Consider the following 25,029-nt stretch of genomic DNA (forward strand, 5'->3'; position numbering starts at 1 on the left):
AATTTAATGGAATACTTTATAACCACATATCTAGACAATAATAAAAAGGGCTATCCAGGAATCCAAGTGCATTGGATTTCCAGGGACAGCCCTTTTCTATATATATTGAAAGAACGCATTAGGCACTAATTATAGTTGCGTCAAAATAATTGGTTCGCCTTTTGTGACGATAATTGTATGTTCGATTTGAGCCACAAGAGATTTGTCTGGTGTAATGAACGTCCAGCCATCCCCTGATTCAATAATATGCTCTGCTTTTTCAGAGATAAACGGTTCAACTGCGAGAACCATTCCTTCTTTCAGAAGCGTCTTATCCCATGCGTCATAATAATTGAGTACATGCGAAGGTTCTTCGTGCAACGCTTTACCGATGCCGTGGCCAGTCAAGTTTTTGATGACTTTTAAGCCATTTTCTTTTGCTTCGCGTTCAACTGCTTTACCAATTTGGTTTAAGCTTGAACCTGCTTTAACTTTTGTCATTGCACGTTCAAATGCACTCTTAGCCACATCACATAATTGTTGTTTCTTATTATCGGGTGTACCGACAACAAATGAAATGCCAGTGTCAGCAAAATAACCATTGTAGGAACCTGAGACGTCAATATTAACAAGATCTCCATCTTCTATCACGCGGGAACCAGGCATGCCATGGGCAACTTCACTGTTGACGCTGATGCATGTAAATCCAGGGAAATCATATTCTGCGATAGGACCTGAAATTGCACCTTTTTCTTCGAATAAGCGACCGCCGATGTCATCAATTTCTTTCGTCGTTTTACCAGGGACAGTTGCTTCTTTCATCGCTTCCCTGATTTCAGCAACAATTTTGCCGATTTTCTTTAACGCTTCAATTTCCTGTTCAGTTTTTGCAATCATTATGTTCAAATCCTTTCTTCCGTTCATTCTTTTCCATACCATACTATATCATATGGAGCTGAACAAAAAAGCCTACAAACTTAAAAAACGTTTGCAGACTGTCGAATTATTTCTTTGGGATTGTCGTGCTTGTTGCTTTTTTTTCTTTCATTACTTTGCGAACAATTGGATAGACGATAGGCGCCAATTTAATAGCGGTTTTTAATAATTTTCCAATATTCATTACGAATCACTCCTAAACACAGCATTTGTTACTTTTTTCCCGAATAGGTGGTTTTATAAACATTCACTTCAATACTTTAACACCTTGAAACACATTCCAAATTAGAATTGCTATGAGCAAAACTCCATAAACTAGCATGAATAAGACAGGTGTTAATTGCCAAAATCCAAAGTTACCACTAGGCATTACATTCAGGTCGTAGGTAAAGGAAAACATTGAAAAAGAAAAAATGATAAATCCTGCAATAAGAAGTACGACAGGAACAAGATGTGAAACGAGAGAGCGCTTGGCATGGTGTTTTACTTCACGGTCATCCGAAACGAAATAAATAATGACGGGTATAAGTAAAGGGGTGAAGAAGACACTAAAGTAGCATAGGGCGGCTAACAGTTTATTGTTCGACACACGAATCCCTCCATTTTAGTTTAACTATATATATATTGAGTAAATGAATCCCTAGATTAAACTTGGCGAAGAGGCCATACAAGGGTTAACTGGAGCCTGAGATTGGCGGCATCTCCTAGCGCCACATCGAATTTAATGGAATTCTTAATTTCAACATATATAGGATAATTAACATCCCTGTTAATCATCTTGCTTATAGGATCCCCATCTTATACAATGAACTAGACAACTAAATTACTGGAACCACAGGGGGAGCCTATTTGGCTGAGATTGGACAGCACGTCCTGACCCTTAGAACCTGTAAGATTATTCTTGCGTAGGAATGTGGATGGAAATTGACATATTCGATGTCCCATCTATTTCGGGATGTCTTTTTTTATGCCCACATCTTTCGCTGAGCTAGGAAAGGGATGAATTAATTTGGATCGGAAAAGACTTCAACTTTTACTTGAAATAGCTATTTTAGGTGCAATTTCATTTGTGCTTGATCAGATTGGTTTTAAAATGCCACAGGGTGGCTCGGTTACGCTGTCAATGTTGCCGATTGTTGTCATGGCATTTAGATGGGGGATTGCAGGCGGTATGCTGACTGGCTTCGTCAGTGGGTTATTGCAACTGATGATGGGAGGCTATGTCTTTAATATAATACAGGCTGCGCTTGATTACTTCGTGGCGTACACGTTGGTTGGAGTGGCAGGTGTTACACTTGCATGGCTGTTAAGTAGTAAAGTAAAAGGCAACAAAGGCTCAATGGTTACAGCAATCGTTCTGGGGACAGTTATCGGTGGCATACTTCGATACTTGATTCACTTCATTGGTGGAATTGTATTTTTTGCATCTTATGCACCTGAGGGACAGCCCGTATGGCTCTATTCACTCGTATACAATGCAAGTTACATGATACCTTCAATAATATTATCAGCAATTGTTGCGTCAATATTATTCACTACAGCACCGCGTCTTTTAGAGAGAAAATAGAAAATCGCCGTTCTGCCCAATGTGGGAGGACGGCGATTTTTTTAAAGGTAAGAAAGTATAAGTTGTTCTACATGGATCGATGTCTAGACTCCAGACGCCAGCCCCTGGGCCCACACGAAGTGGGTCATGCAGTGGGGAGGGATTGAGCTACATCCCTCCTTGTTGCGACAGGATGTCGCGATTTTAGACTGCCTTTCTTTAATTTCAGTCTTGCCGAAAAGGCAAAGACCGACTTTGTCTTCAAGTCTTTCAGCGCTTGTCGGGGCTAAACAGCGTCTTACACTTTTATTTAGGTGTGAATGACTTTCGTCTGAAGAACATGAATCCTGCGATTGTAGCTGCAAGAAATAGGGCTGCGGCAGAGACGAATAGTTCATCAGCACCGTTTTTTACAGTGATACCTATAAATGCCCATATGAAGACAGCACTAAATGCTATATCCGCGTAATGGTATAAAAAATGAAGTGCAATAGCGGTTGCGATAGTCAAGTAGATGACGGTCCATAGCGGGTCACTTAGTCCCCAACCAGACCATTCATGCAAAGTAAGGACATAACTGATATTTGCAATGGTCGCGACAAAAACCCATCCTAGATAGACAGCAATCGGAACTCTACCATGAATATGACTATTTTTTATAGAATAAGTAAAATAAATGGTTAACAGTGTTAAAAGAAGAACCAGGTTGACAATAATTGTCCATCCGAAGAAACCAAAATGCCAAAGCAAAATCCAAGTGATATTTAATAGGCAGCTGAGCACAAACAAAACTACCCTCCGATTGAATAATGCATGATTAATGTTTACTGTGTTGCGCATAAAGCCGTATAACCAGATAGCGAGAAGCAGATAAATAACTGCCCAAATTGAAAAGGTATATCCTGCAGGTGTAAATAGTACCGGTAAACTATTAGAGATTTGCCCGGTTGTTTTTCCATTGATAGGCATTATATTCGCAGCTGCATTGACTAGAACGACCGCAATGAGCGAAAAGGTCATAATTATAATTCTAAACATATTTAAATCCTCCTACTGAATAGTATACAGAGGAATGGTGGAACCTGCGAAGGAAAGTATGAACCTTCCGTCACAATTGCATTATTTCGCATACCGAAAATTCATGTTATAATCAAGTTGTGTTTTTAGAAAATTTTGAATGAATTAAGGGGGAATAATAGTGACGCAAAAAACGTATTCTGAAGTATGGGATCTTGACGTTTTCTTTAAAGGTGGAAGTGGATCGACAGAACTACGGACACATTTGGATAGCGTAAAAGAAAAGTTAGGTTCATTAGAAGAAACGGCTTCTGCATTTGAAGTTCCTCAGTCAGCTGGTGCGTCAAAAGAAGTTGTAAACCTTATTGAATCATTAAAAGAGGTTGCACTTGACCTGTCACAGGCAGGTGCCGTTATTGGGTGTTTCCTTGCGGCGGATACAACAGATAAAAAAGCATTGCAACTGCAAGGCGAAACCGGCTCCCTTGGGGCACGTTTTTCTACAATCGGGCTTAAAATCCGACAAACGCTGGCAAAAGCAGATGAGGATACATGGAATGGATTAATGGAATCGGATGAACTGAAGGAATTTGCATTTGTACTGAATGAATGGCGTGAAGAGGTCAACCTGAAACTGTCTGAAGAAGAAGAGAGTTTGATCACGTCGCTAAGCGTAGACGGCTATCATGGGTGGGGACAGTTATACGACATGCTCGTTGGTGACATTAAAATCAAAATCGAATTGGACGGAGAAGAGAAAGAACTTTCCGTTGGGCAGGCAAATAACCTAAGTTCGCATGAGAATGCAGATGTGCGAAAGCGCTCATTTGAAGCGTTGGAAGAAGCTTGGGAAGGAAAAGAGGACTTCTTCGCATCTGCATTAAATCATATTGCGGGTTTTAGGCTTGAAGTATACAAAAAACGTGGTTGGGATTCAGTATTGAAAGAGCCACTCCTCCGAAATAGAATGAGCGAAGAGACACTTGATGCAATGTGGGGAGCAATTGGTGTAAATAAAGCCCCGTTTGTAGAATACTTGCAAGTCAAAGCGAGAATGCTAGGTACTAACAAAATGAACTGGTATGACATTGATGCGCCAGTTACAGCATCAACAAAGAAGATGTCGTATCAAGAAGGTGCAGAATTCATCCTAAAACACTTTGGAGAGTTTGGTCCTGAATTGGAAGCCTTTTCTCGCCAGGCGTTTGAAGATAGCTGGATCGAAGCGGAAGATCGCCCGAATAAACGTCCAGGTGGTTTTTGTACGGGTATGCCAGCATCCGAACAATCCCGTATCTTCATGACTTACAGCGGAACAATGTCGAACGTTGCAACACTTGCCCATGAATTGGGTCACGCGTTCCATTCATATGCACTGCGTCCAGTGCATTGGATGAACCGCCAATATGCGATGGGCGTAGCTGAAACGGCATCGACATTTGCAGAGATGATTGTCGCAGATGCTGCTGTAAAAGCCGCGGAAACGAAGGATGAAAAGATTGCATTACTGGAAGATAAAATTCAACGTAGTGTTGCATTCTTTATGAATATCCATGCGAGATTCCTTTTTGAGACGAGATTTTATGAAGAACGAAGAAATGGCATCGTGTCGGCTGAAAGATTGAACGAGTTAATGGCAGAAGCGCAGAAAGAAGCTTACGGAGACGCTCTTAATACGGTACATCCACACTTCTGGGCGTCGAAACTCCATTTCTACATTACGGGCGTGCAATTCTATAATTTCCCGTACACATTCGGCTATTTGTTCTCCCTTAGCATCTATGCAAAAGCTTTAGAAGATGGAGAAGGATTTGAACAGAAATATATGGCGCTTTTACGGGACACTGCGGTTATGAGTGTTGAAGACCTTGCGATGAAGCATCTTGGTGAGGATATTACGAAACAAGAGTTTTGGGCAAAAGGCGTAGCGTTATGCATAAAAGATGTTGAGGAGTTCTTGGAACTTACTTCGGTAAAAGGGTGAATATGAATTGATTTTGCTTGAAGGGCAAACTTGTTATTTACGAATATTGACAGAGGAAGACGCATTTAGCTTCACGGAATTACTTAGCGCTAATAAAGATTACTGGTCTATTTTCGAACCGCGGCACGAAAGTAGTTATTTTACCGTGGCTGTCCAAAGAGAGAAAATAAGGGAGTCAATTTATCAAATGCGGGACCGAAGGGAATATAACTTCGGTATCTTCGAAAAGGCAACAAGTAGGCTAATTGGTCATATCTCGCTTTACAGTATTAAAAGACTTCCTTTTTCCAGTGGTTTTGTCGGCTATTCAATCGATGAGCGTGAAACGGGTAGGGGAATTGGTACGGAAGCGGTTCGTCTTGTTACTAATTTTTCATTCGATAAAGTCGCTTTACATCGGATCGAGGCATATGTCTCACCCCGTAATAGCGGCTCGTTAAAAGTACTGGAGAGGTCTGGGTACTTCCAAGAAGGACTGCTGCGCAAACTCCTTTATATCAATGGTGTCTGGGAAGACCATTATATCTACGCTATTGTGGAGGATGATTTTTGAAAGGGTAAGACCGCATTGCGGAAATTAATAGCTAAAATAAAAAGCCGATTCCTGTAAATAGGAATCGGCTTTTGTTTATTTCCCGGGAAATGCGTCGATTTTAATCATTGGAATTGTGCATATAGCCATCTATGATGATATCGAGCTTCCCAGTATTAGGGTGGACGACAAGTCCGTGAACGGCTACTTTTTTGTCCATAAGGGGATGATTTCGTACAGCATCCACACTCATCTTGACGCTTTCCGTCACATCGCCAAACCCATGTAACCAATCTTCCATGTCTACACCGGAGTACTTGAGAGTTTTAAAGATATTTTTATCAATCCCGCGATGGACCATTTTTTCTATAATGAGACCTGTATCGACAGCACTCATTCCACAATCGTGATGCCCGACAATGTAAACTTCATCAGCTTGCAAATCATAAACTGCTACAAGCAAGCTTCTCATAATGCCGCCAAATGGGTGTGTGACGACTGCACCGGCGCTTTTAATAATTTTAGCATCGCCATTTTTTAAGTTCATCGCCTTAGGCAACAACTCAGTCAGTCTTGTATCCATACATGTTAATATTACAATTCGCTTATCGGGAAACTTTGTTGTTGCGTATTGTTCATATTGTTTTTCAGCTACAAATGTATCATTAAAATCAAGTATTTCTGAAAGAATTGTCATCGTATACTCCCATTCTGTAAGTTTTTATTTATCATACTTGAAAATATGTAAAAAGAAAAGAGCTGCCTAAAGGCAACTCTTAGAAGTTTGTGTCTGGTTTTGGATCAATTGTTGAAGAATCGGCGGAAATCATAGCCGAAGACAGAAAGTGCATTGTGAACATAGCTGTTATACCAAGGCAAACCATAAAGCCGATAACTGTAGTGAACATCAAGCCCATATATATGACCCCTCTCAAAATTATTAGTTTAGGTACTATCATCAGTATACAGTAAAAACCCAAATTATTTAAGGGGTTCATGAAATGTTTTACCTAATTGTGACGATTATTAGAAAGCCCAGTTGCCATGGCTGAACACAGGTTCTGAAGAGCCATCATCATTAATTCCATCAATATCCATTTCCCCAGAACCAACCATGAAGTCTACATGTGTGATACTTTGGTTTAAACCATGCTTTACAAGCTCTTCACGTGCCATCGTTTTGCCACCCTCAATACAAAATGAATAGGCACTGCCGAGCGCAAAATGATTCGATGCATTTTCATCGAACAATGTATTATAGAAAAGCAGACCCGATTGGGAAATCGGTGAAGCATGTGGAACAAGTGCGACTTCACCAAGATGTTTTGCACCTTCATCTGTATCAATTAGACGTTGCAAGACTTCTTCACCTTGTTCGGCTGAAATCTCAGTTACTCGTCCATCTTTAAATGTTAATTTGAAGTTATCGATGATATTTCCACCATAGCTTAGCGGTTTTGTGCTTGATATAAAGCCGTTGACGCCCGTTTTTAGAGGGACAGTGAATACTTCCTCTGTTGGCATATTAGCCATGAAAGTATCTCCCTTCTCATTGACGCTACCGGCTCCACACCACAAATGACCTTCGGGCAATTCAACAATCAGGTCAGTACCTGGCGCTTTGTAATGAAGTTTGCGGTATCTTTTGTTATTTAAGTAATCGACTTTGGCATGCAGATGGTTGTCATGATTGATCCACTCTTGCACTGGGTCTTGCTTGTCTGTACGTACTGCTTTAAAAATTGCAGTCCAAAGTGCCGAAATCTGTTCTTCTTCTGGGAGCTCTGGGAACACTTTTGCTGCCCATGCTTTTGAAGGGGTGGCGATGACTGTCCAGCTGATTTTATCAGACTGTACATACTGCCGATATTTGTCGAGTGCCTGTCCAGTGGCTTTTTGTGAGTCGGCAATGCGCGATGGCTCAATTCCTTTTAATAAGTCAGGACTTTGGGACACGATACTCATGAATGCAGCACCTTTTTCTGCAAGTGTTTCGCGTTCCATTACTTTCCATTCAGGGAATTCAGCAAAAGAATCAGCTGGAGCTTTTTCATAACGCAGTCGGGAAATCGTGTCATCGGACCAATCAACAAATACTTGACGTGCACCCGCATCATAAGCTTTTTCAGTTACAAGACGGACAAATTCCGTTGTTTCTGTTGAAGCACTGATATAAAGGTATTGATTTGGTTGAATATTGACCCCAACCTTTACTGCAAGTTCAGCATAGCGGGATAATTGTTTTTCGAAAGTAGACATAAATAAAAACTCCTTCCTCTATCTTCTATAATAGTACCAATTTATAGGCCCGGCCTGCAACGTCAAATGTATTGAAAAAGTTAATCTTCATCTCCACGGATTGTTAGTTTAGCCATTAGGGTTTTTACAGGATAAATTGTGACAGTATGAAAACTTGCATATATTTATTACTTCTGTTCACCTAAAGAATAGGCCGGAGATGCCGAAATAAGAAGAAGAATGGAATACTTGGAGGGTCAACTTATGGATTTATCAACAGTAATTGGTCTAGTATTAGGGTTTGTTGCGCTTCTTGTCGGTATGACGATGAAAGGTGTCCCGGTAGATAGCTTATTTAATATGGCAGCTATACTAATAATACTTGTAGGAACGCTTGCGGCTGTTATCATTGCCTTTCCAATGAATGAGTTGAAACGTGTACCCAAATTATTTGGTGTGCTTTTTAAAGAACAGAAACTTGCTTCCGATTCCGATATCATCCGTATGTTTTCAAGTTGGGCAGATATTGCGCGACGTGAAGGACTATTATCGCTTGAAGCAAAAACAGACGAAATTAATGATCCATTTTTGAAAAATGGATTGGGCCTCGCAATTGATGGGCAAAATGCCGATTATATCCGTGATGTGCTAAGTGAAGAAGTAGAAGCTATGGAAGATCGGCATTCTGCCGGAGCACAAATATTCTCGCAGGCGGGCACATACGCACCAACACTGGGTGTTCTAGGAGCAGTCGTAGGTCTTATTGCAGCACTTGGGAATTTGAATGATATCGAGGCGCTTGGTCATGCGATTTCCGCAGCATTTATTGCGACGTTGCTTGGTATTTTTACTGGATATGTGCTTTGGCATCCATTTGCGAATAAATTAAAACGTAAATCGCACGAAGAAGTAAGACAGAAGAAAATGATGATTGAAGGGGTCCTCTCCGTTCTTGAAGGGGAAGCACCGCGTGTTATTGAGCAGAAGCTGTCCTCATATCTGTCTGCGGAAGAACGCAGAAAGCTGGCTGTTACAAAGAATAGCGATAAGGGGGATGGGGAGTTTGTCGAAGAGACGTAAGAGAAAAAAGGATGACCACCATATAGATGAGTCATGGCTGTTGCCATACTCCGACCTTATGACTCTTCTTCTCGCGTTATTCATCGTACTATTTGCCTCAAGCTCGGTAGATGAAGTCAAACTTAAACAGATGTCAGCAGTGTTCAGTGAAATATTTGATGGTGGACAAGGTGTGATGGATAATGCAGCTCCTACACCTGTGCCGATACCGAAGGATTCAATTGGTACCAACAATGAGAATACATCCTATATAGAAGATCAGAAGTCACTTACTGAAATTCAAGATAGAGTAGATGAGTATATTGCAGTAAATGAACTGGAGAATCAGTTCGAAACCAAACTGACGGATGAAGGGTTATTAGTGACAATTAGAGACAGTATCCTCTTTAGTCCAGGAATGGCAGATATCAATCCTGAATATATAGGGATTGCAGATGATATTGCGGAACTTCTTGTTTTTGACCCACCTCGTCATATCGTCGTCACTGGCCACACGGATAATGTTCCGATTGGAAATGCTCAATTTCAATCGAACTGGGAGCTTAGTGTAATGAGAGCGGTGAATTTCTTGAAAAGTATTGTGAGAAATGAAGAGATCAATCCACTTTTATTCAGTGCGAAAGGATACGGCGAGTTTCAGCCAATCGAATCAAATGAAACGGCTGATGGAAGAAGTAAAAACCGTCGGGTAGAAGTATTGATCCAGCCACTTGTACTAGAAGATGGAACTGCATTTGAATAAATTTATCCAAAGAAAAAAGATTCACCGGTAAATTCATACCGGTGAATCTTTTTTCTTTGCTTAACTTCTTAGCGTACCAAGTTCAGCTGCAATTGCCTGCATTTCATTTGGTGTAATGTTAGTGCGTTTCATGACCATTTTGTACATATAGTACAAATCATCATATTTAGATGTGCTGAAATTCTCCGGATTCATAGCTGCTGAATTAACCATACGAAGTTTTTCTGTAATTTTGTCGATCATATAAGAAACATTTTCTGGTGTTGGGTTAGATAAATCCATAGTATAGTCCACCTTTCGATAAGCTTTGGACCTATCATTTCATTATTCTCCCGGACTGTCAAATAGAATTGGAAATCAACCTCGTTTTGCTGCTTCTCTTTCCTCTTTGAGTTTTGCATTGAAGCGTTTTGTTTCAAAGACGATGACCCCAGATAACCCGAGAAGTCCAATTAAGTTTGGTATTGCCATGAGTCCGTTCATTACGTCAGCGAATAACCAAACAGCATCAAGAGTTGCTGTAGCACCAACAAAGATGACTCCAATAAATACAATACGGTAGTAGATTAGAACTTTAGGATTCGGGAATAGGTATTGGAAACACTTCTCGCCGTAATAAGCCCAACCGAAAATTGTTGATGTTGCAAAGAATATCAATCCGATTGCAACAACAATCGGCCCAGCACCTCCAAGGAACTCGCCGAACGCGGCAGCTGTGAGAGAGCCGGCTTCAATGCTCTTGTCTTTCCACATGCCAGACATGACGATTGTTACCCCGGTAATTGAACAGATGATTAGGGTATCGAATAATACTTGTGTCATGGAAACGAGTGCTTGACGACCTGGTAAGTCTGTTCTAGCTGCAGCAGCAGCAATCGGAGCAGATCCAAGACCTGCCTCATTGGAGAAGAGACCACGTGCTACCCCGAAACGGATTGCCGCACCGATTGCGCCCCCAACAGCTGCTTCACCAGTAAACGCAAATTTGAATATCGTTGCAAAAGCTTCTGGAATCAAGTTGAAGTTCAAAATCATTACGATTAAACCTGCTATTAAATAGAAACCTGCCATAACCGGGACGAAAAACGATGTAACCTTACCAATCGTTTTAATGCCTCCAATAATAACCATCCCGCCTAAGACAACAAGAACAAGTCCTGTAATCCAATGGGGAACACTAAACGTTGAATTCAAGACATCGGCAACTGCTTTCGATTGTGTTCCGTTACCGATTCCAAATGCTGCAATCGCGCCAAAAATAGCGAATAAGACGCCGAGCCATTTCATTTTCAGACCGTGTTCAAGATAGTACATTGGTCCGCCCGCCATTTGTCCATTGGCATCCTTGACCCGATATTTAACTGCAAGAATTGCTTCTCCATATTTTGTAGCCATCCCGAAGAATCCGGCCATCCACATCCAGAACACAGCGCCTGGACCACCAAAGTAAATTGCTGTTGCAACTCCGACGATGTTCCCCACGCCGACTGTGGCGGCCATCGCTGTCATCAGTGCCTGGAAGTGAGAAATATCACCTTCTGATGTTTTATCCTGATTTCTTGAGAAAACGAGTTTTAGTGCATAAGGCAACATACGTATTTGAATAAGTCCTAGTCTTAATGTTAAAAAGATACCTGTTCCGACGAGAAGGATAAGCAAAGGCGGTCCCCAAATAAATCCGCTGGCCTTATCCAAAAAAGCTGTTAATCCATCCATTTCATTACCCCCAAGTAATTTATTTTTCGTGAACCCCTATTCCCTTTTAGTTCACATCCTCTCAGTCTCTCTAATTCGTCATCCCTATTGTCAATATTCCGAAAATTATCATCATTCGTCAAGCTTTATTTTTTAAATTCGACAATTTGTTTGTATTTCCTTTAGCTGGGGTATAATTGTATATGCGAAAGAGTTTGAATTGGAGGGCTTATAATGGGTAATAGCAAATTTGGTACGTTTATTATTGTTGGTGCACTTACGGGTGCGGTTGTAAGTATGTTCGATCGGAGTACGCGGAAACATATCGTAAAGAAATCAAATAATTGTATATCGGAAATGAAGTATTATGCGAAAAATACTGATGTGCTAAGATGGAAATTGGAAGAGAAGAAAGACAAGTATAAGTCTGTCTTTGAACAACTATCGGACGATGCATCATATATTAAAGCACAAGTAGAAGAGTTAAAAGCACTTACGCCACAAGTTAAAGGTTTAGTCATGGACACAAAGGATGCATTTGTTGAATCGAAAGATGAATACAAGTCAATTGTTAGTGAAACACCATAGGAATATAGTGTCGGTTTTAAAAGTAAACTGTATTGAAAGGGGTGACGAAAGTTTGAAGAATGATGAACGTTCAACACCTACACCGATCCAAGAAGAGAAAACTAGCAAGTATAAGGAGAAGATGGATGGCTTTATGGCAGACTCCGCAGCCATGAAGTTTTTGGATGATGTAAAAGAAGGTGAACTTGAGCAATTTGATGTCACGACAACAAATGGATTTTTCAAAGAACTGCTTGTCCGGATAAAAAAAGTCGACGTGACGGGCATTGGCTCGCAACTCGCCTTCTTTTTCCTTTTGTCCCTATTTCCCCTACTAATCTTTATAATGACATTGTTACCTTATCTAAACTTTAACCAAGCGGAAGTTCTCTTATTGATTCGAGACTATGCACCAGAGAGCGTTGCTACGCTAATCGAGGACACATTAAAAGAAATCTTGCAAAACCGCAATGGTGGTTTACTATCATTTGGGATACTTGCGACGGTGTGGTCAGCATCTAAAGGAATGAACGCACTGACGAAAGCTTTGAACCGATCTTATTTTACGGAGGAATCACGTTCGTTCATCGTGGCCCGCGGTATGTCGGTTGTCTTTACTATCTTACTCGTCGCCGTGTTGGTAGTCGCCCTTGTATTACCAGTGTTCGGGCAACAGATTGGCGTACTAGTATTCTCTTATATGGGACTTGAAGATGGATTCATCACTTTGTGGGGTAGTTTGCGCTGGGTATTGCCGCCTGTACTAATCTACTTCGTGTTTTCACTTATTTATTGGCTGGTACCTAACTTAAAAATTCACTTTATAAGTGTGCTGCCAGGAGCATTATTTGCTACGGTAGGCTGGATTCTGACATCATTTGGATTCTCATACTATGTCAATAACTTCGGAAGCTATTCGGGTACATATGGTAGTATCGGAGCAATTATTGTATTAATGATGTGGTTATATTTCTCAGCTATTATTCTGATACTGGGCGGACAGCTGAATGCCGTCACATTTGAGAGGACTCAGTTGAAAAGAGCAAAAGCAAAAAGCAATGCAGTCATGTAACAATGACGCATTGCTTTTTTTCTATATATGTTGAACGAGTGAATACCTATATAAACGGAGCGAAGGCGCCTTACAAGGGGATCTCTATTCCAATTATATCGTTAGAGAGATATAAATGAATTATTCAATGTGATTCAGCATCCTAAGCCCGTTTAAAATGACAAGGATAGTGCTACCTTCGTGGCCGATAACGCCAAGCGGCAGATCAACGACTTGCAGGAAGTTTGAAACAATTAACACCAAAATGATTGAAATGGAGAACAAGACATTCTGTTTCACAATCCGCTGCATTTTACGAGATAACTTGATGGCATAAGAGATACGTCTCAAGTCATTTTGCATTAGAACGATATCGGCTGTTTCAAGTGCAACATCGGTACCTTCACCCATTGCGATACCTGATGTTGCGGTAGCAAGTGCAGGTGCATCATTGATCCCGTCACCGACCATACCTACGTTTTTGTAGTCGATCAGGAGGCGTTTCAAATGATTGACTTTCATTTCCGGCAGACATTCTGCAACGTATGAATCGAGTCCGGCCTGTTTCGCAATAGCGGCAGCAGTTTTTTCATTATCACCTGTTAACATGATTGTTAAAATACCTGATTTTTTCAATTGTGTGATGGCCTCGATGGCCTCGGGGCGCAACGAATCTCTTAGTGCTGCCGCAGCGATAATACCTTTATCATCTCTCATGAAGATAATTGTTTTACCTTCATCGGCAAGAGAGAGGGCGACGCCTTGCTGAAATTCCTCTGTCAATTCTTTGCCGACAAAACGTGGATTTCCAACGAGAAATTCTTGTGTATCAATAATTGCCCGGATACCGTGGCCAGGTACATCTTTAATGTGAAGATTTCGGTCTAAGGTTATTCCTTTATTGACCGCATATTTTGTAATCGCGACAGCAAGTGGATGATTCGATTGGGATTCAATACTTGCAAGCATCGTTAGTGTTGCATCTGGATCTGCGCCATCACGTACATAGAAGTCTGTGACAATTGGTTTACCGTTCGTTAAAGTACCGGTTTTATCAAAAGCAATCGCTTTAAGTGAACCCAAATGCTCTAGATGGACACCACCTTTGAATAGAACGCCTTTCTTTGCTCCGTTAGAGACCGCGGCAAGTGTCGCTGGCATAATAGATGCGACTAACGCACACGGAGATGCAACGACGAGCAGGACGATTGCCCGATAGAGCGTAGTCATCCAATCCCATCCAAACAAATAATGAGGCACAACCATCATGATTAGCACCATGATAATAACGGCTTTTACATACGTTCCTTCAAATCGTTCTATAAATTGCTGTGAAGGTGATTTCTCACTTTGGGCACTTTGAACAAGTGTAATGATTTTTTGGAAAAGTGTTTCAGAACTAGGCTTTGTCATTTTTATTTGGATAGCACCGCTTAAATTGACTGTACCGGCGAATAGTTCGTCGCCGATTTCTTTTGTGACGGGAATGGATTCTCCATTAACGGCAGACATATCGATGGAAGAAACACCAAAAGTGATATTCCCGTCGACCGGAACCCTTTCGCCTGGTTTGACGAGTAGAATGGATCCGACCTTTAGGGAAGAGGTTGCCACTTTGATAGCAGTACCATCTTCTTGAAGGAGCCACGCCTCTTCAGGCTGTAATTCCATAAGTGCGGAGATTTCCTTATGGCTTTTATTTAGCGTGTAGCTTTCAAGCGCACCACTGAGTGCAAAGATGAAAATAAGGACCGCTCCCTCCGCCCAGTATCCAATAAATGCAGCACCGATTGCTGCGAACACCATTAGCATCTCGACATTCAGTTCCTTGTCATTAATCGTATCTTCAATACCTTCCTTCGCTTTGGCGAATCCACCTATAATAAAGGCGGTGATATAGAGGGGGACAGAAAGGGTTTCCAATCCGTACTTACCACTTATCCAAGCTATAAGAATTAGTGCACCTGATAGAATCGCAGCAATCAGTTCAAGATGTGCTGGCCATGTTATTGCTTCTTTTGGCTGTTGTTCAGTGAGAGTAGTCACAGTTATTACCTCCTAATTGATAATGATAGTCAATTTCAAATGGCTCATTAAAGTATGAAAGTCGGTTCCCATTGATGGGAACCGACTAATGTTAATAGATGATAATTGGTATCAGTTGATAATTATTATTGTTAATAAGCATAGTATATCCAACTGGAAAAGAAATAGATACTATTTTGTATTGAAGGTTGGGATGAGGGAGTTAGTAGTTAGTGAGGCTTACCGCAGATTATTCTAGTTCTGTCGTCCAGTTCGGTGGATTGGTCATAGAGTTTTTAGACTGTCGTATAGATTTCCGCAAGTTCGCTCTACTTCACGGACTATTAACCAACGTCTAATTAAAAAAAGGCATCTTATGCCGGGATTACTCCGACATTAAGATGCCTTACTCAATTAGCTAAAAACTTTTTCTTTAAACTGAGACAGTTTTTCAAGCGAAGACTTGTCGACATCAGCATGCAAGCTGTTGCCGTGCGAGTCCATCGTCACAACTGCGGTGAAATCTTTAACGCGCAGATGCCACATTGCTTCAGGGATACCGAATTGAAGAAGGTCGACACCCTCGACTGCTTTAATACAGTCGGCATAATATTGCGCAGCACCACCAATTGCATTTAAGTAGACGCCGCCATGTTCTTCTAAAGCCGCCAACGTTTTCGGACCCATACCGCCTTTACCGATAACAGCACGCACTCCGAATTTTTTCATGATGTCGCCTTGATATGGTTCTTCACGTGCTGATGTTGTGGGTCCCGCAGCTTTGATTTCATAACTACCATCTTCATTTTTCATCACAACCGGGCCACAATGATAAATGATTTGTCCATCAAGATCGATAGGTGAGTCATTTTCTGATAAGTATTTATGGATCGCATCACGACCTGTATACATCATTCCGCTGATTTTAACAACATCGCCGACATTTAAATCACGGATCTGTTCTTCTGAAATTGGGGCCATGAGCTCGACAGTACGTGCAGTTTGTTTCGCTTCATCTTGATTATTATCATCTTGTGCGAAAGCAATTTTTTCTCCATCATTGTAATGCCAGTTCGTAATATTACCAGATCCAGCATCGATATCCACAGCCATTCGGCGGTATGCCCAACAGTTATATGCTACAGAAACATAGAAGCTTGCAGGGATCCGGTGCATGACGCCAATTTTACAACCGAGGAGGGTAACCTCGCCACCGAAGCCCATTGTACCGATGCCGAGTTTGTTTGCTGATTCCAGGACATATTCTTCAAGGTCAGCAAGTTTCGGATTCGGATTTAGGTCGTCTACTTCGCGGAAAAGTTGGTCTTTCGCAAGTTCGTAGCCCGAAGCGCGGTCTCCGCCGATTCCGACGCCAATGAAACCCGCAGAACACCCTTGCCCTTGGGCTTGATAAACAGAGTGTAAAATACATTTACGGATGCCATCAAGATCGCGTCCAGCACGACCAAGTCCGTCGAGTTCTGCAGGTAGGCTATATTGAATGTTTTTATTCTCACAGCCGCCGCCTTTTAGAATCAGTTTCACTTCGATATGATCTTGTTCCCATTGTTCAAATTTCACAACGGGGACACCTGTACCAAGATTATCTCCGCTATTATCACCCGTCAGTGAGTCGACAGAGTTTGGACGGAGTTTAGTGTCTTTTGTGGCTTGTACAATTGCGCGCTTAACAGCGGCCTTGATTTCAATTTGGTTGACTCCGACTGGTGTTTTGATTTTAAATGTTGGCATGCCGGTATCCTGGCAGATTGGCGACATTTTTTCATCAGCCATATTGATGTTTTTTGTAATCGTCTCAAGACTCATTGCTGCTCGTGTACCGGCATCTTCTAGCTCTTTTGCTGCAAGGATTTTTCGACGCACATCTTTTGGAAGATTCGTGGAAGTTTCGCAGATGAGATCATACATGCTTTTTTCAAGTTGTTCTATGTACATTCTCGATTTCCCCCTGTAGTTATAGCCTGTTACTTATCTAATTTGATTTTTTCCATCTGTTCTTCAAGGTCGTCTAGCAAACTTATTAGCTGATCGATTTCCTGAAGGTCAGCTGTTTCTGGTTCAATTGTATCCAGCGTTTCAAGAAATTGATGAAGCCTAGTTTTTAATCCTTCAACATGTCCGTTATTTTGTGCTTTGTCCAATCCGTACACCTCTTTTCATTAGTATAATCGTAAACGAAAAAACGGAATTTATCAATGAAGGGGAATAGAACCTTTTCAAGTATTTGAATATTCCTTTTAACATAATCTTTACAATACATAATCTATGTGCTATGATTCATTTAATCAAACGAAAGGGAGGATGACGGTAAGGGTAAACACAACGGAAACCAAGGAGGTTGAGAACTTTAATTAAAAAAAAGAAAGCTCAACAATGTAGGTATCGTTATACCCAAATTTAGTCCTGTGGAGGTGGAGTCTCAAAAAAATACAGACAGCGTTAGTGATTGCTTGAATGTAAATGTGAGAAGTAAACATAAAATTATAGAAAGGTAGCGAGAACAGGTTAAAGACGAAGTGAAAGAATTTAAGAAGGAGGGGATTCGTAAGTGTCCGCTGGCAGTGTGCCAGGAGACTAATACGACTTATGCAGATGGAAAGTGAAGGTTCAATTCATACGTAAAGGCTCAGCCGTAATCTGACAAACAGATATGGACTGGGCCTTTATATTTTTTTGCGTAATCACCGTTTTCATGTGCTAAAATTATACAATGATCTTTAAAGCAGGGAGCGGTTATTCATGGATACTTTTTCACAACAAGAGAAGCGCCGTTTTTGGATACTTGTTATTATTGTCTCGATTTCTGGATTTTCACAAGGCATGCTGTTGCCGCTTATTTCGGCCATCTTCGAAAAGGATGGCATTTCGAGTTCAATGAATGGTTTGAATGCTACGGGTTTATACATAGGAACGTTACTTGTTTCACCGTTTATGGAGGCGCCGCTCCGGCGTTTTGGCTATAAGCCAATTATTGTTGGGGGCGGGATGCTTGTTTTTATATCGTTACTGCTGTTCCCATTATGGAAAAGCGTCGTGTTTTGGTACGTACTTAGGTTGTTTATTGGCATCGGGGACCATGCACTTCATTTTTCAACTCAAACATGGATTACTAGTTTTTCACCGCAACAAAGATTGGGTCGCAATATTGCGATTTATGGTTTGTCATTCGGCGTCGGATTTGCGGCGGGTCCCTTATTCGCGCCACTTGTCAATGTGTTTGAAGGCTTACCGTTCATTGTATCGGGATTACTATGCATGCTTGCATGGTCGCTAGTCTTCATGCTGAAAAATGACTTCCCGGATATTATGAAAGGAAAGTCCGATAATGAACGACTTTCCGCACGTTTTAAAGGAACGATGGCTGTTGCTTGGCTTGCTTTTCTAGGGCCATTTGGATACGGTTTTCTTGAGTCAACACTTAACGCGATGTATCCGGTATATGCGCTCAGAAATGGCATTGAATTTACATCTGTAACAATTATTCTAGCCACATTTTCTGTAGGAGGGATTATTTCTCAGTTACCTCTTGGTATGCTATCCGATAAGATAGGAAGAAGACCTGTCTTTCTTGCTGCACTCGGAGGTGGATCAATCTCGTTTTTCATCGCAAGTACTATGGAAACATCTATCACTGCTGTTATAGTTATGTTTTTCGTTGCTGGACTTTTTTCAGGTTCTATTTTTTCCCTTGGTATTTCGTACATGTCCGATTTGACACCGAAGCACCTGTTACCGACGGGGAACTTGTTATGCGGAATTTTCTTTAGCTTAGGCAGTTTGACAGGTCCATTTCTGGGTGGTCTCTTCCTAGAGTTTGATGCCGGGTTTAGTTTCCTACTGCTGATTTCATTGTTTTTGGCTGTGTTGTTCGTTGTTTCTTTTATTGGGAAACTGAAGCAACGCCCGATTGCAGCATAAGAAAAAGCGTCCAATAATGGACGCTTTTTCTAAGCTTAGGAAACTATAAAATCACGTACTGTGGATAAGCTGCGTTCCTTAACAGGCGCTTGCGCTTTTGTTCTTGTCTAGCAGGCGCCTTACGCATTTCGTATTACCTCAAAATCGAGTTGACGTTTTCGTATTCCAAAACAAGATCGTCAAGCGTTTGGAAAGTATAACCTGCTTTCTTGGCGTCTTGGATAAAGGAAGGTAAAGCTTGTGCGTTATCAGGCGAAACTGTGTGCATTAGAATGACGGCGCCGGGATGTAGCTGTTTCATTAGTTCACCATAAGCAAAGTCACGACCTTTGGGTTTATCGGCGTACCAGTCAATGAATGCGACTGACCAGAAAATATGCCTGTATCCGAGTTCGTTGCCTTTGGCGAGGACTTTGTCATTGAATACGCCTTCAGGAGGCCTAGTGTAGTATGTCCGTTCGAGTCCGGTTACTTCATTCAACAGCTTGTCGAATTTAGTCCATTCTTCTTCCATTCTCTGTTCGGATAGATTGGCCAAGTTCGGGTGTCCATACGTATGGTTGCCGATTCCATGGCCTTCCGCAATCATCCGTTTGACGAGGGGGAGAGCACTTTTTAAGTAATGTCCCGTGAGAAAGAATGTCGCCGGAGCGTCCTCTTTTTTCAATGTATCTAAAATACTTTCCGTATAGCCGTTTTCATAGCCGTTATCGAACGTCAAATAGACAATTTTTTCGTCAGGCTTTCCTTTATAAATGGCCCCATGTTTATCGAGCATTGAATCAAGTGCAGCGCCAGCACTAGGCTGGATCCCCCCTGTAGCTTTCTTGAAGCCCCAATGAAATTCATCTGCCTTAGCTGAAAATGGATTAAAAACAAATCCTACCATTACAATGAAAGTTGCTAATAAAATACCTGGTCCATGTTTTTTTATCATCAAAAACGCACCTTTCCTTTTAGGGTAGGATGCGCAGATGAAGCCGAACTATACGTCTTTATTGTACAAATCATTTAGTGCAGACTCTAGCGTCGGAAAATGAAATTTAAAACCGTTGTTCAGTAGTTTTTCGGGTAAGACATGCTGACCTTCTAGAACGAGTGCGCTTTTTTTACCAAGCACTATTTTCATTATGAATGAAGGAACTGGTATCCAGTGTGGTCTATGTAACACTGAACCGATTGTTTTACCGAAGTACTTCATTCGTTTGGGAAAGGGTGATGTGACGTTTACGGGTCCGTAAACTTGTGGATTGCTGAGTGTAAAAGCAATTGCATGTGCGACATCTTCTATATGCACCCAAGATACCCACTGATTGCCCGTGCCGACTGGTCCGCCCGCAAATAATTTGTACGGCAGTACCATAAGTGGCAATGCTCCGCCGTCTATTCCGAGTATGACCCCAAATCTCATAAATGCGACGCGTATACCCTCAGATTCGACTGATACTGCTTTCTTTTCCCAGTCTGTTACAGTCTGACCGAGAAAGTCGTCCGCATAATCGAGTGATTCTTCCGTGTAAACATTATCTTCCGATGCGGGATAAATGCCAATTGCGCTAGCGTTTACAAGTACAGCCGGTTTTGTTTGCAAAGCGGAGATGATTCGCAGTAATTCATCGGTTGCTTCCATTCGACTTGCATAGATTTGTTTGCGATGTTCAGCGGTCCAACGCCCCTCGTTGATGGATACGCCGGCAAGGTTGACGAAGGCATCAGCTGAAATAATTTCATTTTCCGGATAGGTATCTTCCTGAAGCCATTTAACGTATTTTATATTGCCATCAATCTTACTATCTTTTCTGGATAAAATGATGATTTCATGGCCTTCAATCAATAAAGTATCCGTTAATTTCTGTCCGACAAAACCTGATCCACCTGCAATGACGATTTTCATTTTCCGACACCCCCATTAGGATTCTATACCCTATATTGAAACCAATTAAGCTGAAGCACAAGGACGGAACATGTATACTAAAAAGAAAGCAAGGGAGGCGTGTTAAAAGTGCCTGTTATTACTAAAATATCACAACAGAAAAAAGATCTCGAACGATACAATATTTTCCTAGATGAAAAGTATGCATATAGTGTCCACGAATCGGTGCTTGTCAAATTCGGTTTAACGAAAGGGATGGCCCTTGAAGACTGGTCGATTGACGAGATGGTCTATGAAGATGAGATCCGGAAAGCATTCAACCGAGCACTCCATTATCTTGGATTCAGAATGCGCAGTGAGTTTGAAGTGAAGAAAAAACTTTTGGAATTGGGATATGGGGAAGCAATTGTACTAGAAGCACTCGTGAAGTTGAAAAGCCTTGGGTTTCTAAATGATGAAACCTATTCAGATGCACTTCTTCAAACACGGAAAGATTCATCTGGTCAAGGTCCCAAAGCAATTCAGCAAGAGATGCATAAAAGAGGGATAGGGAAGGAATTACAGATTAAAGTGCTTGAATCTTATTCGGAAGATGAACAGCTTAAAATCGCAACGAAACTTGCAGAGAAGACAGCGAATTCAAACCGCTCTGTAGCCCCAGCTCAATTAAAACAAAAAATCCAAAATGCATTGCTTCGAAAAGGGTATTCCTTCGACCTTATTAAACAAGCACTTGCGAATATTAATTTTGAGCGCGAAGAAGATGAATGGACATCCATCGCCGATTCAATAGGAGAGAAAGCATGGCGTCGCTATAGCTCGAAATTTAGTGGACGGACCTTGAACGACAAAGTAAAACAGGCGATGTATCAAAAGGGTATCCCGTTTGAGCGAATTGATCATTTCATTGATAAAAAGGAGAATGAAGAAGATGGAGATTGAAAAAAAATATAGTGCAATGACAGAACATGAATTACGTACAGAAATCGGAAGACTGCGTGAAAAAGCGCGCAAAGCCGAACAATTGGGCATTCTTAATGAGTATGCGGTGTACCAACGCAAAATGGTTATGGCACAATCTTATCTAGTTGACCCAAGTACAATTGTGCCTGGTGAAATGTATCGAATTGACGGGGACGAAGGAATGTTTTTTCAAGTCGACTACTTAAAAGGTCGTTTTGCATGGGGTTACAGATTAGGCGGCAAACGTGCGGATGAGGCGTTGCCGATTGCCATGCTAAAATCAGTAAAAGAAGGTAAATAAGAAAAGCGTAAGGCGCCGTTTAGCCCCGACAAGTAGGAGGGATGCAGTTCAATCCCTCCCTGCTGGAAGTCTTGATGATAAAGGCGTACTTTGCCTTTTCAGCGAGACTGAAGCGACTCGAGGGGCTGGCGTCTGGAGTCTAGACATCAATCCATATAGAGAAACTTGTATTTACTTACCTTCGTCTCATGAGTTAGGTGCAAAGTTGAGTTTTTTGCGTAACTTATCCTCGGAGAAAATCCATCCTGTATATGAATTGATGACGTTCAGTTCCTTGTCAATATGTGCAACAGCAACAAATGGGTAATAGCCTTTGCTACGGTAACGAAGATCGATTAAGCGTACTTCACAGATGTCATCGATGTAGGTAATAGACCATCTGTAAATGGGTGAAAATGATGTGAAAGCTTTAATGTTTTTATCGCCCATTGCCACATCAATTTCAGGGGATTTTGGCATAGGTTCCCGTTTAAAGCGATCGTAAATATTAACAGATCTACCGTAAGCGCGTCCAACATAGTGGCACTCTTTTGATGAAGCAGCTATTCTCCATTGGAAAAAGCGCATTGTCGGTGCGATAATAATTTCCGTCGCATCGGGGACGGTATAAAAGACGGCTTTTTTAACGGCCGATTTGACCGCAAATCGCAATAAATAATAAAAGAATATTATTACGTATGTCGTCAAAATCGTATAGACCGGATTTACCCCCATTGCCCAAATAATTAGCGCGATGGCGTGTAATATGAAAATAATTGGATCGAATGTGTTAATGACTCCGATGGCGACCCACTTGTTGGAAAACGGCCGTAATGCCTGCGTTCCATAGGAATTGAAGATGTCGACAAAGACATGTAGAAAGACGGCTAAAAAGGTCCAAGCCCATACATGTAAGAAGTTGGCTTCTGGGACGAAAAGAGACATAAGTATTGTAATTAGTAGCGGCCATAATAATACCGCGGGAATTGAATGTGTAATCCCTCTGTGATGCCGTATGTAGACAGCGTTATTTCTCAATTTTAATACGGTATCGATATCTGGGATAAGTGAGCCGACGATAACACTTGCAACGACGGCACCCATTGTCGCACTATCAGTTAGAACGACAGGATCTGCCAGAGCGAGGCCGCCAAGTGCGACACCCATAACAATATGTGTTCCAGTATCCAAATTATCACTCCTTTTACCTAAACAGTCGTGCCAAGCATGGGATTGACTTTTTTAATCACACCTCGGAGTGATTACGCCCAGATTTTGAATTGAGCTTGTTCCACTACCTACAAAATCTGTGACATCCGGGCCAACGAGGAGGAATTGCAGTTCATTCCTCCCTGTAGATTCGTTCGTATTCATCTCGCCACATAATAGAGTGGGAGACTTCTTTAGCTGACGCTTCGCTTTCAGTACAAAAAGATTTGCTGAATGAAAGCTAGAAGCCATATACATATCAATACCCGTTTGTGCTCAATGATAAGCATATGCGATAAGGAGGAAATGATGCAAATAATAGTGAAGAAAGACGAATTCCGCGAAGCGCTTCTTTCCTGGTATCGTCGTGAAAAAAGAGATCTGCCTTGGAGAAGAACGTCGAATCCATATTACATTTGGGTCTCCGAAGTGATGCTGCAACAAACGAGGGTTGATACCGTTATACCTTATTATGAACGGTTTATCGCAAGTTTTCCGACGATGGAAGCACTCGCGGGGGCGGAAGAAAACGATTTATTGAAAATGTGGGAAGGTCTTGGTTATTATTCGCGGGCAAGGAACTTACAAGCAGGAGTGAGGGAAGTTGTGTCGGATTATGGTGGAGAGGTTCCTTCAAATCGAACGGAGATTTCCACATTGAAAGGCGTTGGCCCGTACACTGCTGGAGCGGTTCTCAGTATCGCTTACGGGGTTCCTGAGCATGCCGTAGATGGGAATGTTATGCGTGTCATATCGAGATTGCTTCTTATAGAAGAAGATATTGCGATTCCGCGTACAAAAAAGATTTTTGAAACGGTAGTCATGGATTTAATAGACCAAGAAGATCCTTCCTCTTTTAATCAAGGACTGATGGAGCTTGGCGCGACAATTTGTACCCCAAAACCGAAATGCCTTCTATGTCCGGTTCGAGACTTTTGTATAGCTTTCCAAGAAGGCAGGCAAGAGGAGTTACCCGTGAAAACGAAGAAAACGAAAATGAAAATTATACCTGTTGCATCATTTGCAATTCAAAATAGTGAAGGTGAGTGGTTAATGCGGCAACGACCTTCGAAAGGGCTACTTGCAAGTTTGTGGGAGTTTCCAATGGTCGAGCCAGCGGATGATAAAACACCACAAAAAATGGCTCATGAACATTTCGGTATCGAACTAGCGGGGATAGTTGATATACTAATTTTCAAACATATCTTTTCCCATTTGACATGGGAGATGAAAAGCTTCGGGGCACGGATTGAAAAGACTGATATAATCCCTGATGGTTACCAGTTTTTCTCGCAGGAAGAAGTGGAAGCGCTGCCGAAACCAGTGCCGGTTTTAAAAATTTGGGATGAAATTAAACGAGGAGGACTATAATG

Annotated in this window: 25 protein-coding genes and 1 riboswitch; of the genes, 11 read left to right on the forward strand and 14 right to left on the reverse strand. The window is 41.6% G+C overall.

Going from position 1 to position 25,029, the window contains the following annotated elements; genetic code table 11:
- Nucleotides 1-129: 129 nt before the first annotated feature.
- The 3 genes from map to ACGLYD_RS00480 form a co-directional block, all read right to left on the reverse strand.
- On the reverse strand, nucleotides 130-876 hold the full coding sequence (gene map, locus ACGLYD_RS00470) for a type I methionyl aminopeptidase (protein WP_067205745.1): 747 nt from the start codon (nucleotides 874-876) through the stop codon (nucleotides 130-132).
- A 106-nt stretch (nucleotides 877-982) separates the two neighbouring features.
- Nucleotides 983-1,099, reverse strand: a complete 117-nt coding sequence (locus ACGLYD_RS00475; RefSeq protein WP_338653596.1) for a hypothetical protein — start codon at nucleotides 1,097-1,099, stop codon at nucleotides 983-985.
- A 63-nt stretch (nucleotides 1,100-1,162) separates the two neighbouring features.
- The gene (locus ACGLYD_RS00480; RefSeq protein ID WP_187046639.1) at nucleotides 1,163-1,504 is read right to left on the reverse strand and encodes a DUF4870 domain-containing protein; all 342 of its coding nucleotides are present in this window, start codon (nucleotides 1,502-1,504) and stop codon (nucleotides 1,163-1,165) included.
- A gap of 238 nt (nucleotides 1,505-1,742) precedes the next feature.
- Nucleotides 1,743-1,844: riboswitch (TPP riboswitch) on the forward strand.
- 80 nt (nucleotides 1,845-1,924) lie between these two features.
- Between ACGLYD_RS00480 and thiT the strand changes: the two genes are divergently transcribed.
- Entirely contained in the window at nucleotides 1,925-2,482 is a 558-nt protein-coding gene (thiT, locus tag ACGLYD_RS00485) for an energy-coupled thiamine transporter ThiT (protein WP_399630748.1), read from the forward strand.
- A 285-nt stretch (nucleotides 2,483-2,767) separates the two neighbouring features.
- Here thiT and ACGLYD_RS00490 read toward each other — a convergent pair whose 3' ends face one another.
- Complete coding sequence (locus ACGLYD_RS00490; RefSeq protein WP_399630751.1) at nucleotides 2,768-3,499, reverse strand: tryptophan-rich sensory protein; 732 nt, start codon at nucleotides 3,497-3,499, stop codon at nucleotides 2,768-2,770.
- Nucleotides 3,500-3,659: 160 nt separating this feature from the next.
- Between ACGLYD_RS00490 and ACGLYD_RS00495 the strand changes: the two genes are divergently transcribed.
- Complete coding sequence (locus ACGLYD_RS00495) at nucleotides 3,660-5,462, forward strand: M3 family oligoendopeptidase (protein WP_338653595.1); 1,803 nt, start codon at nucleotides 3,660-3,662, stop codon at nucleotides 5,460-5,462.
- A gap of 7 nt (nucleotides 5,463-5,469) precedes the next feature.
- Complete coding sequence (locus tag ACGLYD_RS00500; RefSeq protein ID WP_399630754.1) at nucleotides 5,470-6,015, forward strand: GNAT family N-acetyltransferase; 546 nt, start codon at nucleotides 5,470-5,472, stop codon at nucleotides 6,013-6,015.
- Nucleotides 6,016-6,115: 100 nt separating this feature from the next.
- Here ACGLYD_RS00500 and ACGLYD_RS00505 read toward each other — a convergent pair whose 3' ends face one another.
- Complete coding sequence (locus tag ACGLYD_RS00505) at nucleotides 6,116-6,691, reverse strand: carbonic anhydrase (protein WP_067205761.1); 576 nt, start codon at nucleotides 6,689-6,691, stop codon at nucleotides 6,116-6,118.
- Nucleotides 6,692-7,020: 329 nt separating this feature from the next.
- The gene (locus tag ACGLYD_RS00510; RefSeq protein ID WP_067205763.1) at nucleotides 7,021-8,253 is read right to left on the reverse strand and encodes an aminopeptidase; all 1,233 of its coding nucleotides are present in this window, start codon (nucleotides 8,251-8,253) and stop codon (nucleotides 7,021-7,023) included.
- A 243-nt stretch (nucleotides 8,254-8,496) separates the two neighbouring features.
- Here ACGLYD_RS00510 and motA point away from each other — a divergent pair, with 243 nt between their 5' ends.
- Both motA and motB read left to right on the forward strand, forming a co-directional pair.
- Entirely contained in the window at nucleotides 8,497-9,312 is an 816-nt protein-coding gene (gene motA / locus ACGLYD_RS00515) for a flagellar motor stator protein MotA (protein ID WP_067205766.1), read from the forward strand.
- Nucleotides 9,296-10,054, forward strand: a complete 759-nt coding sequence (gene motB, locus ACGLYD_RS00520; RefSeq protein ID WP_067205768.1) for a flagellar motor protein MotB — start codon at nucleotides 9,296-9,298, stop codon at nucleotides 10,052-10,054. The genes motA and motB overlap by 17 nt, the downstream gene beginning before the upstream one ends.
- Before the next feature lie 60 nt (nucleotides 10,055-10,114).
- On the opposite strand, the gene ACGLYD_RS00525 is transcribed toward motB, so the two are convergent.
- Both ACGLYD_RS00525 and ACGLYD_RS00530 read right to left on the reverse strand, forming a co-directional pair.
- Nucleotides 10,115-10,336: a DUF1128 domain-containing protein gene (locus ACGLYD_RS00525; RefSeq protein WP_067205771.1), complete on the reverse strand. Its 222-nt coding sequence runs from the start codon at nucleotides 10,334-10,336 to the stop codon at nucleotides 10,115-10,117.
- 75 nt (nucleotides 10,337-10,411) lie between these two features.
- Nucleotides 10,412-11,770, reverse strand: a complete 1,359-nt coding sequence (locus tag ACGLYD_RS00530; protein WP_067205774.1) for a sodium:alanine symporter family protein — start codon at nucleotides 11,768-11,770, stop codon at nucleotides 10,412-10,414.
- A 213-nt stretch (nucleotides 11,771-11,983) separates the two neighbouring features.
- Here ACGLYD_RS00530 and ACGLYD_RS00535 point away from each other — a divergent pair, with 213 nt between their 5' ends.
- On the forward strand, nucleotides 11,984-12,337 hold the full coding sequence (locus ACGLYD_RS00535; protein WP_067205777.1) for a hypothetical protein: 354 nt from the start codon (nucleotides 11,984-11,986) through the stop codon (nucleotides 12,335-12,337).
- A 52-nt stretch (nucleotides 12,338-12,389) separates the two neighbouring features.
- Nucleotides 12,390-13,388, forward strand: a complete 999-nt coding sequence (locus ACGLYD_RS00540) for a YihY/virulence factor BrkB family protein (protein WP_399630760.1) — start codon at nucleotides 12,390-12,392, stop codon at nucleotides 13,386-13,388.
- A 120-nt stretch (nucleotides 13,389-13,508) separates the two neighbouring features.
- Here the strand turns inward: ACGLYD_RS00540 and ACGLYD_RS00545 are convergent, their stop codons facing one another.
- From ACGLYD_RS00545 to ACGLYD_RS00555, 3 genes are all read right to left on the reverse strand, one after another.
- Entirely contained in the window at nucleotides 13,509-15,413 is a 1,905-nt protein-coding gene (locus tag ACGLYD_RS00545) for a heavy metal translocating P-type ATPase (protein WP_399630763.1), read from the reverse strand.
- A 393-nt stretch (nucleotides 15,414-15,806) separates the two neighbouring features.
- Nucleotides 15,807-17,348, reverse strand: a complete 1,542-nt coding sequence (locus ACGLYD_RS00550) for a fumarate hydratase (protein WP_067205783.1) — start codon at nucleotides 17,346-17,348, stop codon at nucleotides 15,807-15,809.
- Between the two features lie 29 nt (nucleotides 17,349-17,377).
- On the reverse strand, nucleotides 17,378-17,554 hold the full coding sequence (locus tag ACGLYD_RS00555) for an SE1561 family protein (RefSeq protein ID WP_187046647.1): 177 nt from the start codon (nucleotides 17,552-17,554) through the stop codon (nucleotides 17,378-17,380).
- Nucleotides 17,555-18,152: 598 nt separating this feature from the next.
- On the opposite strand from ACGLYD_RS00555, the gene ACGLYD_RS00560 reads away from it, so the two are divergent.
- On the forward strand, nucleotides 18,153-19,331 hold the full coding sequence (locus ACGLYD_RS00560; RefSeq protein WP_067205786.1) for an MFS transporter: 1,179 nt from the start codon (nucleotides 18,153-18,155) through the stop codon (nucleotides 19,329-19,331).
- Between the two features lie 133 nt (nucleotides 19,332-19,464).
- On the opposite strand, the gene ACGLYD_RS00565 is transcribed toward ACGLYD_RS00560, so the two are convergent.
- Together ACGLYD_RS00565 and ACGLYD_RS00570 are read right to left on the reverse strand one after the other, a co-directional pair.
- Nucleotides 19,465-20,268, reverse strand: a complete 804-nt coding sequence (locus ACGLYD_RS00565; RefSeq protein ID WP_067205789.1) for a polysaccharide deacetylase family protein — start codon at nucleotides 20,266-20,268, stop codon at nucleotides 19,465-19,467.
- Nucleotides 20,269-20,316: 48 nt separating this feature from the next.
- Entirely contained in the window at nucleotides 20,317-21,225 is a 909-nt protein-coding gene (locus ACGLYD_RS00570) for a TIGR01777 family oxidoreductase (RefSeq protein ID WP_399630769.1), read from the reverse strand.
- A 108-nt stretch (nucleotides 21,226-21,333) separates the two neighbouring features.
- On the opposite strand from ACGLYD_RS00570, the gene recX reads away from it, so the two are divergent.
- Complete coding sequence (recX, locus tag ACGLYD_RS00575) at nucleotides 21,334-22,146, forward strand: recombination regulator RecX (protein WP_067205795.1); 813 nt, start codon at nucleotides 21,334-21,336, stop codon at nucleotides 22,144-22,146.
- Entirely contained in the window at nucleotides 22,136-22,468 is a 333-nt protein-coding gene (locus ACGLYD_RS00580) for a YfhH family protein (protein ID WP_399630773.1), read from the forward strand. The genes recX and ACGLYD_RS00580 overlap by 11 nt, the downstream gene beginning before the upstream one ends.
- Nucleotides 22,469-22,654: 186 nt before the next feature.
- Here the strand turns inward: ACGLYD_RS00580 and ACGLYD_RS00585 are convergent, their stop codons facing one another.
- On the reverse strand, nucleotides 22,655-23,638 hold the full coding sequence (locus ACGLYD_RS00585) for a metal-dependent hydrolase (protein ID WP_067205800.1): 984 nt from the start codon (nucleotides 23,636-23,638) through the stop codon (nucleotides 22,655-22,657).
- A 327-nt stretch (nucleotides 23,639-23,965) separates the two neighbouring features.
- Here ACGLYD_RS00585 and mutY point away from each other — a divergent pair, with 327 nt between their 5' ends.
- Nucleotides 23,966-25,027: an A/G-specific adenine glycosylase gene (gene mutY / locus ACGLYD_RS00590; RefSeq protein WP_399633066.1), complete on the forward strand. Its 1,062-nt coding sequence runs from the start codon at nucleotides 23,966-23,968 to the stop codon at nucleotides 25,025-25,027.
- The last annotated feature ends 2 nt before the right edge of the window (nucleotides 25,028-25,029 follow it).

Source organism: Sporosarcina sp. SG10008 (assembly GCF_044569405.1).
In the GTDB taxonomy this organism is placed as follows: domain Bacteria; phylum Bacillota; class Bacilli; order Bacillales_A; family Planococcaceae; genus Sporosarcina; species Sporosarcina psychrophila.

Excerpts from the sequence above, each read along its gene's own strand:
- map (WP_067205745.1), bottom strand. The coding sequence starts at position 876 with ATGATTGCAAAAACTGAACAGGAAATTGAAGCGTTAAAGAAAATCGGC.
- ACGLYD_RS00475 (WP_338653596.1), bottom strand. The coding sequence starts at position 1,099 with ATGAATATTGGAAAATTATTAAAAACCGCTATTAAATTGGCGCCTATC.
- ACGLYD_RS00490 (WP_399630751.1), bottom strand. The coding sequence starts at position 3,499 with ATGTTTAGAATTATAATTATGACCTTTTCGCTCATTGCGGTCGTTCTA.
- ACGLYD_RS00505 (WP_067205761.1), bottom strand. The coding sequence starts at position 6,691 with ATGACAATTCTTTCAGAAATACTTGATTTTAATGATACATTTGTAGCT.
- ACGLYD_RS00510 (WP_067205763.1), bottom strand. The coding sequence starts at position 8,253 with ATGTCTACTTTCGAAAAACAATTATCCCGCTATGCTGAACTTGCAGTA.
- motA (WP_067205766.1), top strand. The coding sequence starts at position 8,497 with ATGGATTTATCAACAGTAATTGGTCTAGTATTAGGGTTTGTTGCGCTT.
- ACGLYD_RS00525 (WP_067205771.1), bottom strand. The coding sequence starts at position 10,336 with ATGGATTTATCTAACCCAACACCAGAAAATGTTTCTTATATGATCGAC.
- ACGLYD_RS00530 (WP_067205774.1), bottom strand. The coding sequence starts at position 11,770 with ATGGATGGATTAACAGCTTTTTTGGATAAGGCCAGCGGATTTATTTGG.
- ACGLYD_RS00535 (WP_067205777.1), top strand. The coding sequence starts at position 11,984 with ATGGGTAATAGCAAATTTGGTACGTTTATTATTGTTGGTGCACTTACG.
- ACGLYD_RS00550 (WP_067205783.1), bottom strand. The coding sequence starts at position 17,348 with ATGTACATAGAACAACTTGAAAAAAGCATGTATGATCTCATCTGCGAA.
- ACGLYD_RS00560 (WP_067205786.1), top strand. The coding sequence starts at position 18,153 with ATGGATACTTTTTCACAACAAGAGAAGCGCCGTTTTTGGATACTTGTT.
- ACGLYD_RS00565 (WP_067205789.1), bottom strand. The coding sequence starts at position 20,268 with ATGATAAAAAAACATGGACCAGGTATTTTATTAGCAACTTTCATTGTA.
- ACGLYD_RS00570 (WP_399630769.1), bottom strand. The coding sequence starts at position 21,225 with ATGAAAATCGTCATTGCAGGTGGATCAGGTTTTGTCGGACAGAAATTA.
- ACGLYD_RS00580 (WP_399630773.1), top strand. The coding sequence starts at position 22,136 with ATGGAGATTGAAAAAAAATATAGTGCAATGACAGAACATGAATTACGT.
- mutY (WP_399633066.1), top strand. The coding sequence starts at position 23,966 with ATGCAAATAATAGTGAAGAAAGACGAATTCCGCGAAGCGCTTCTTTCC.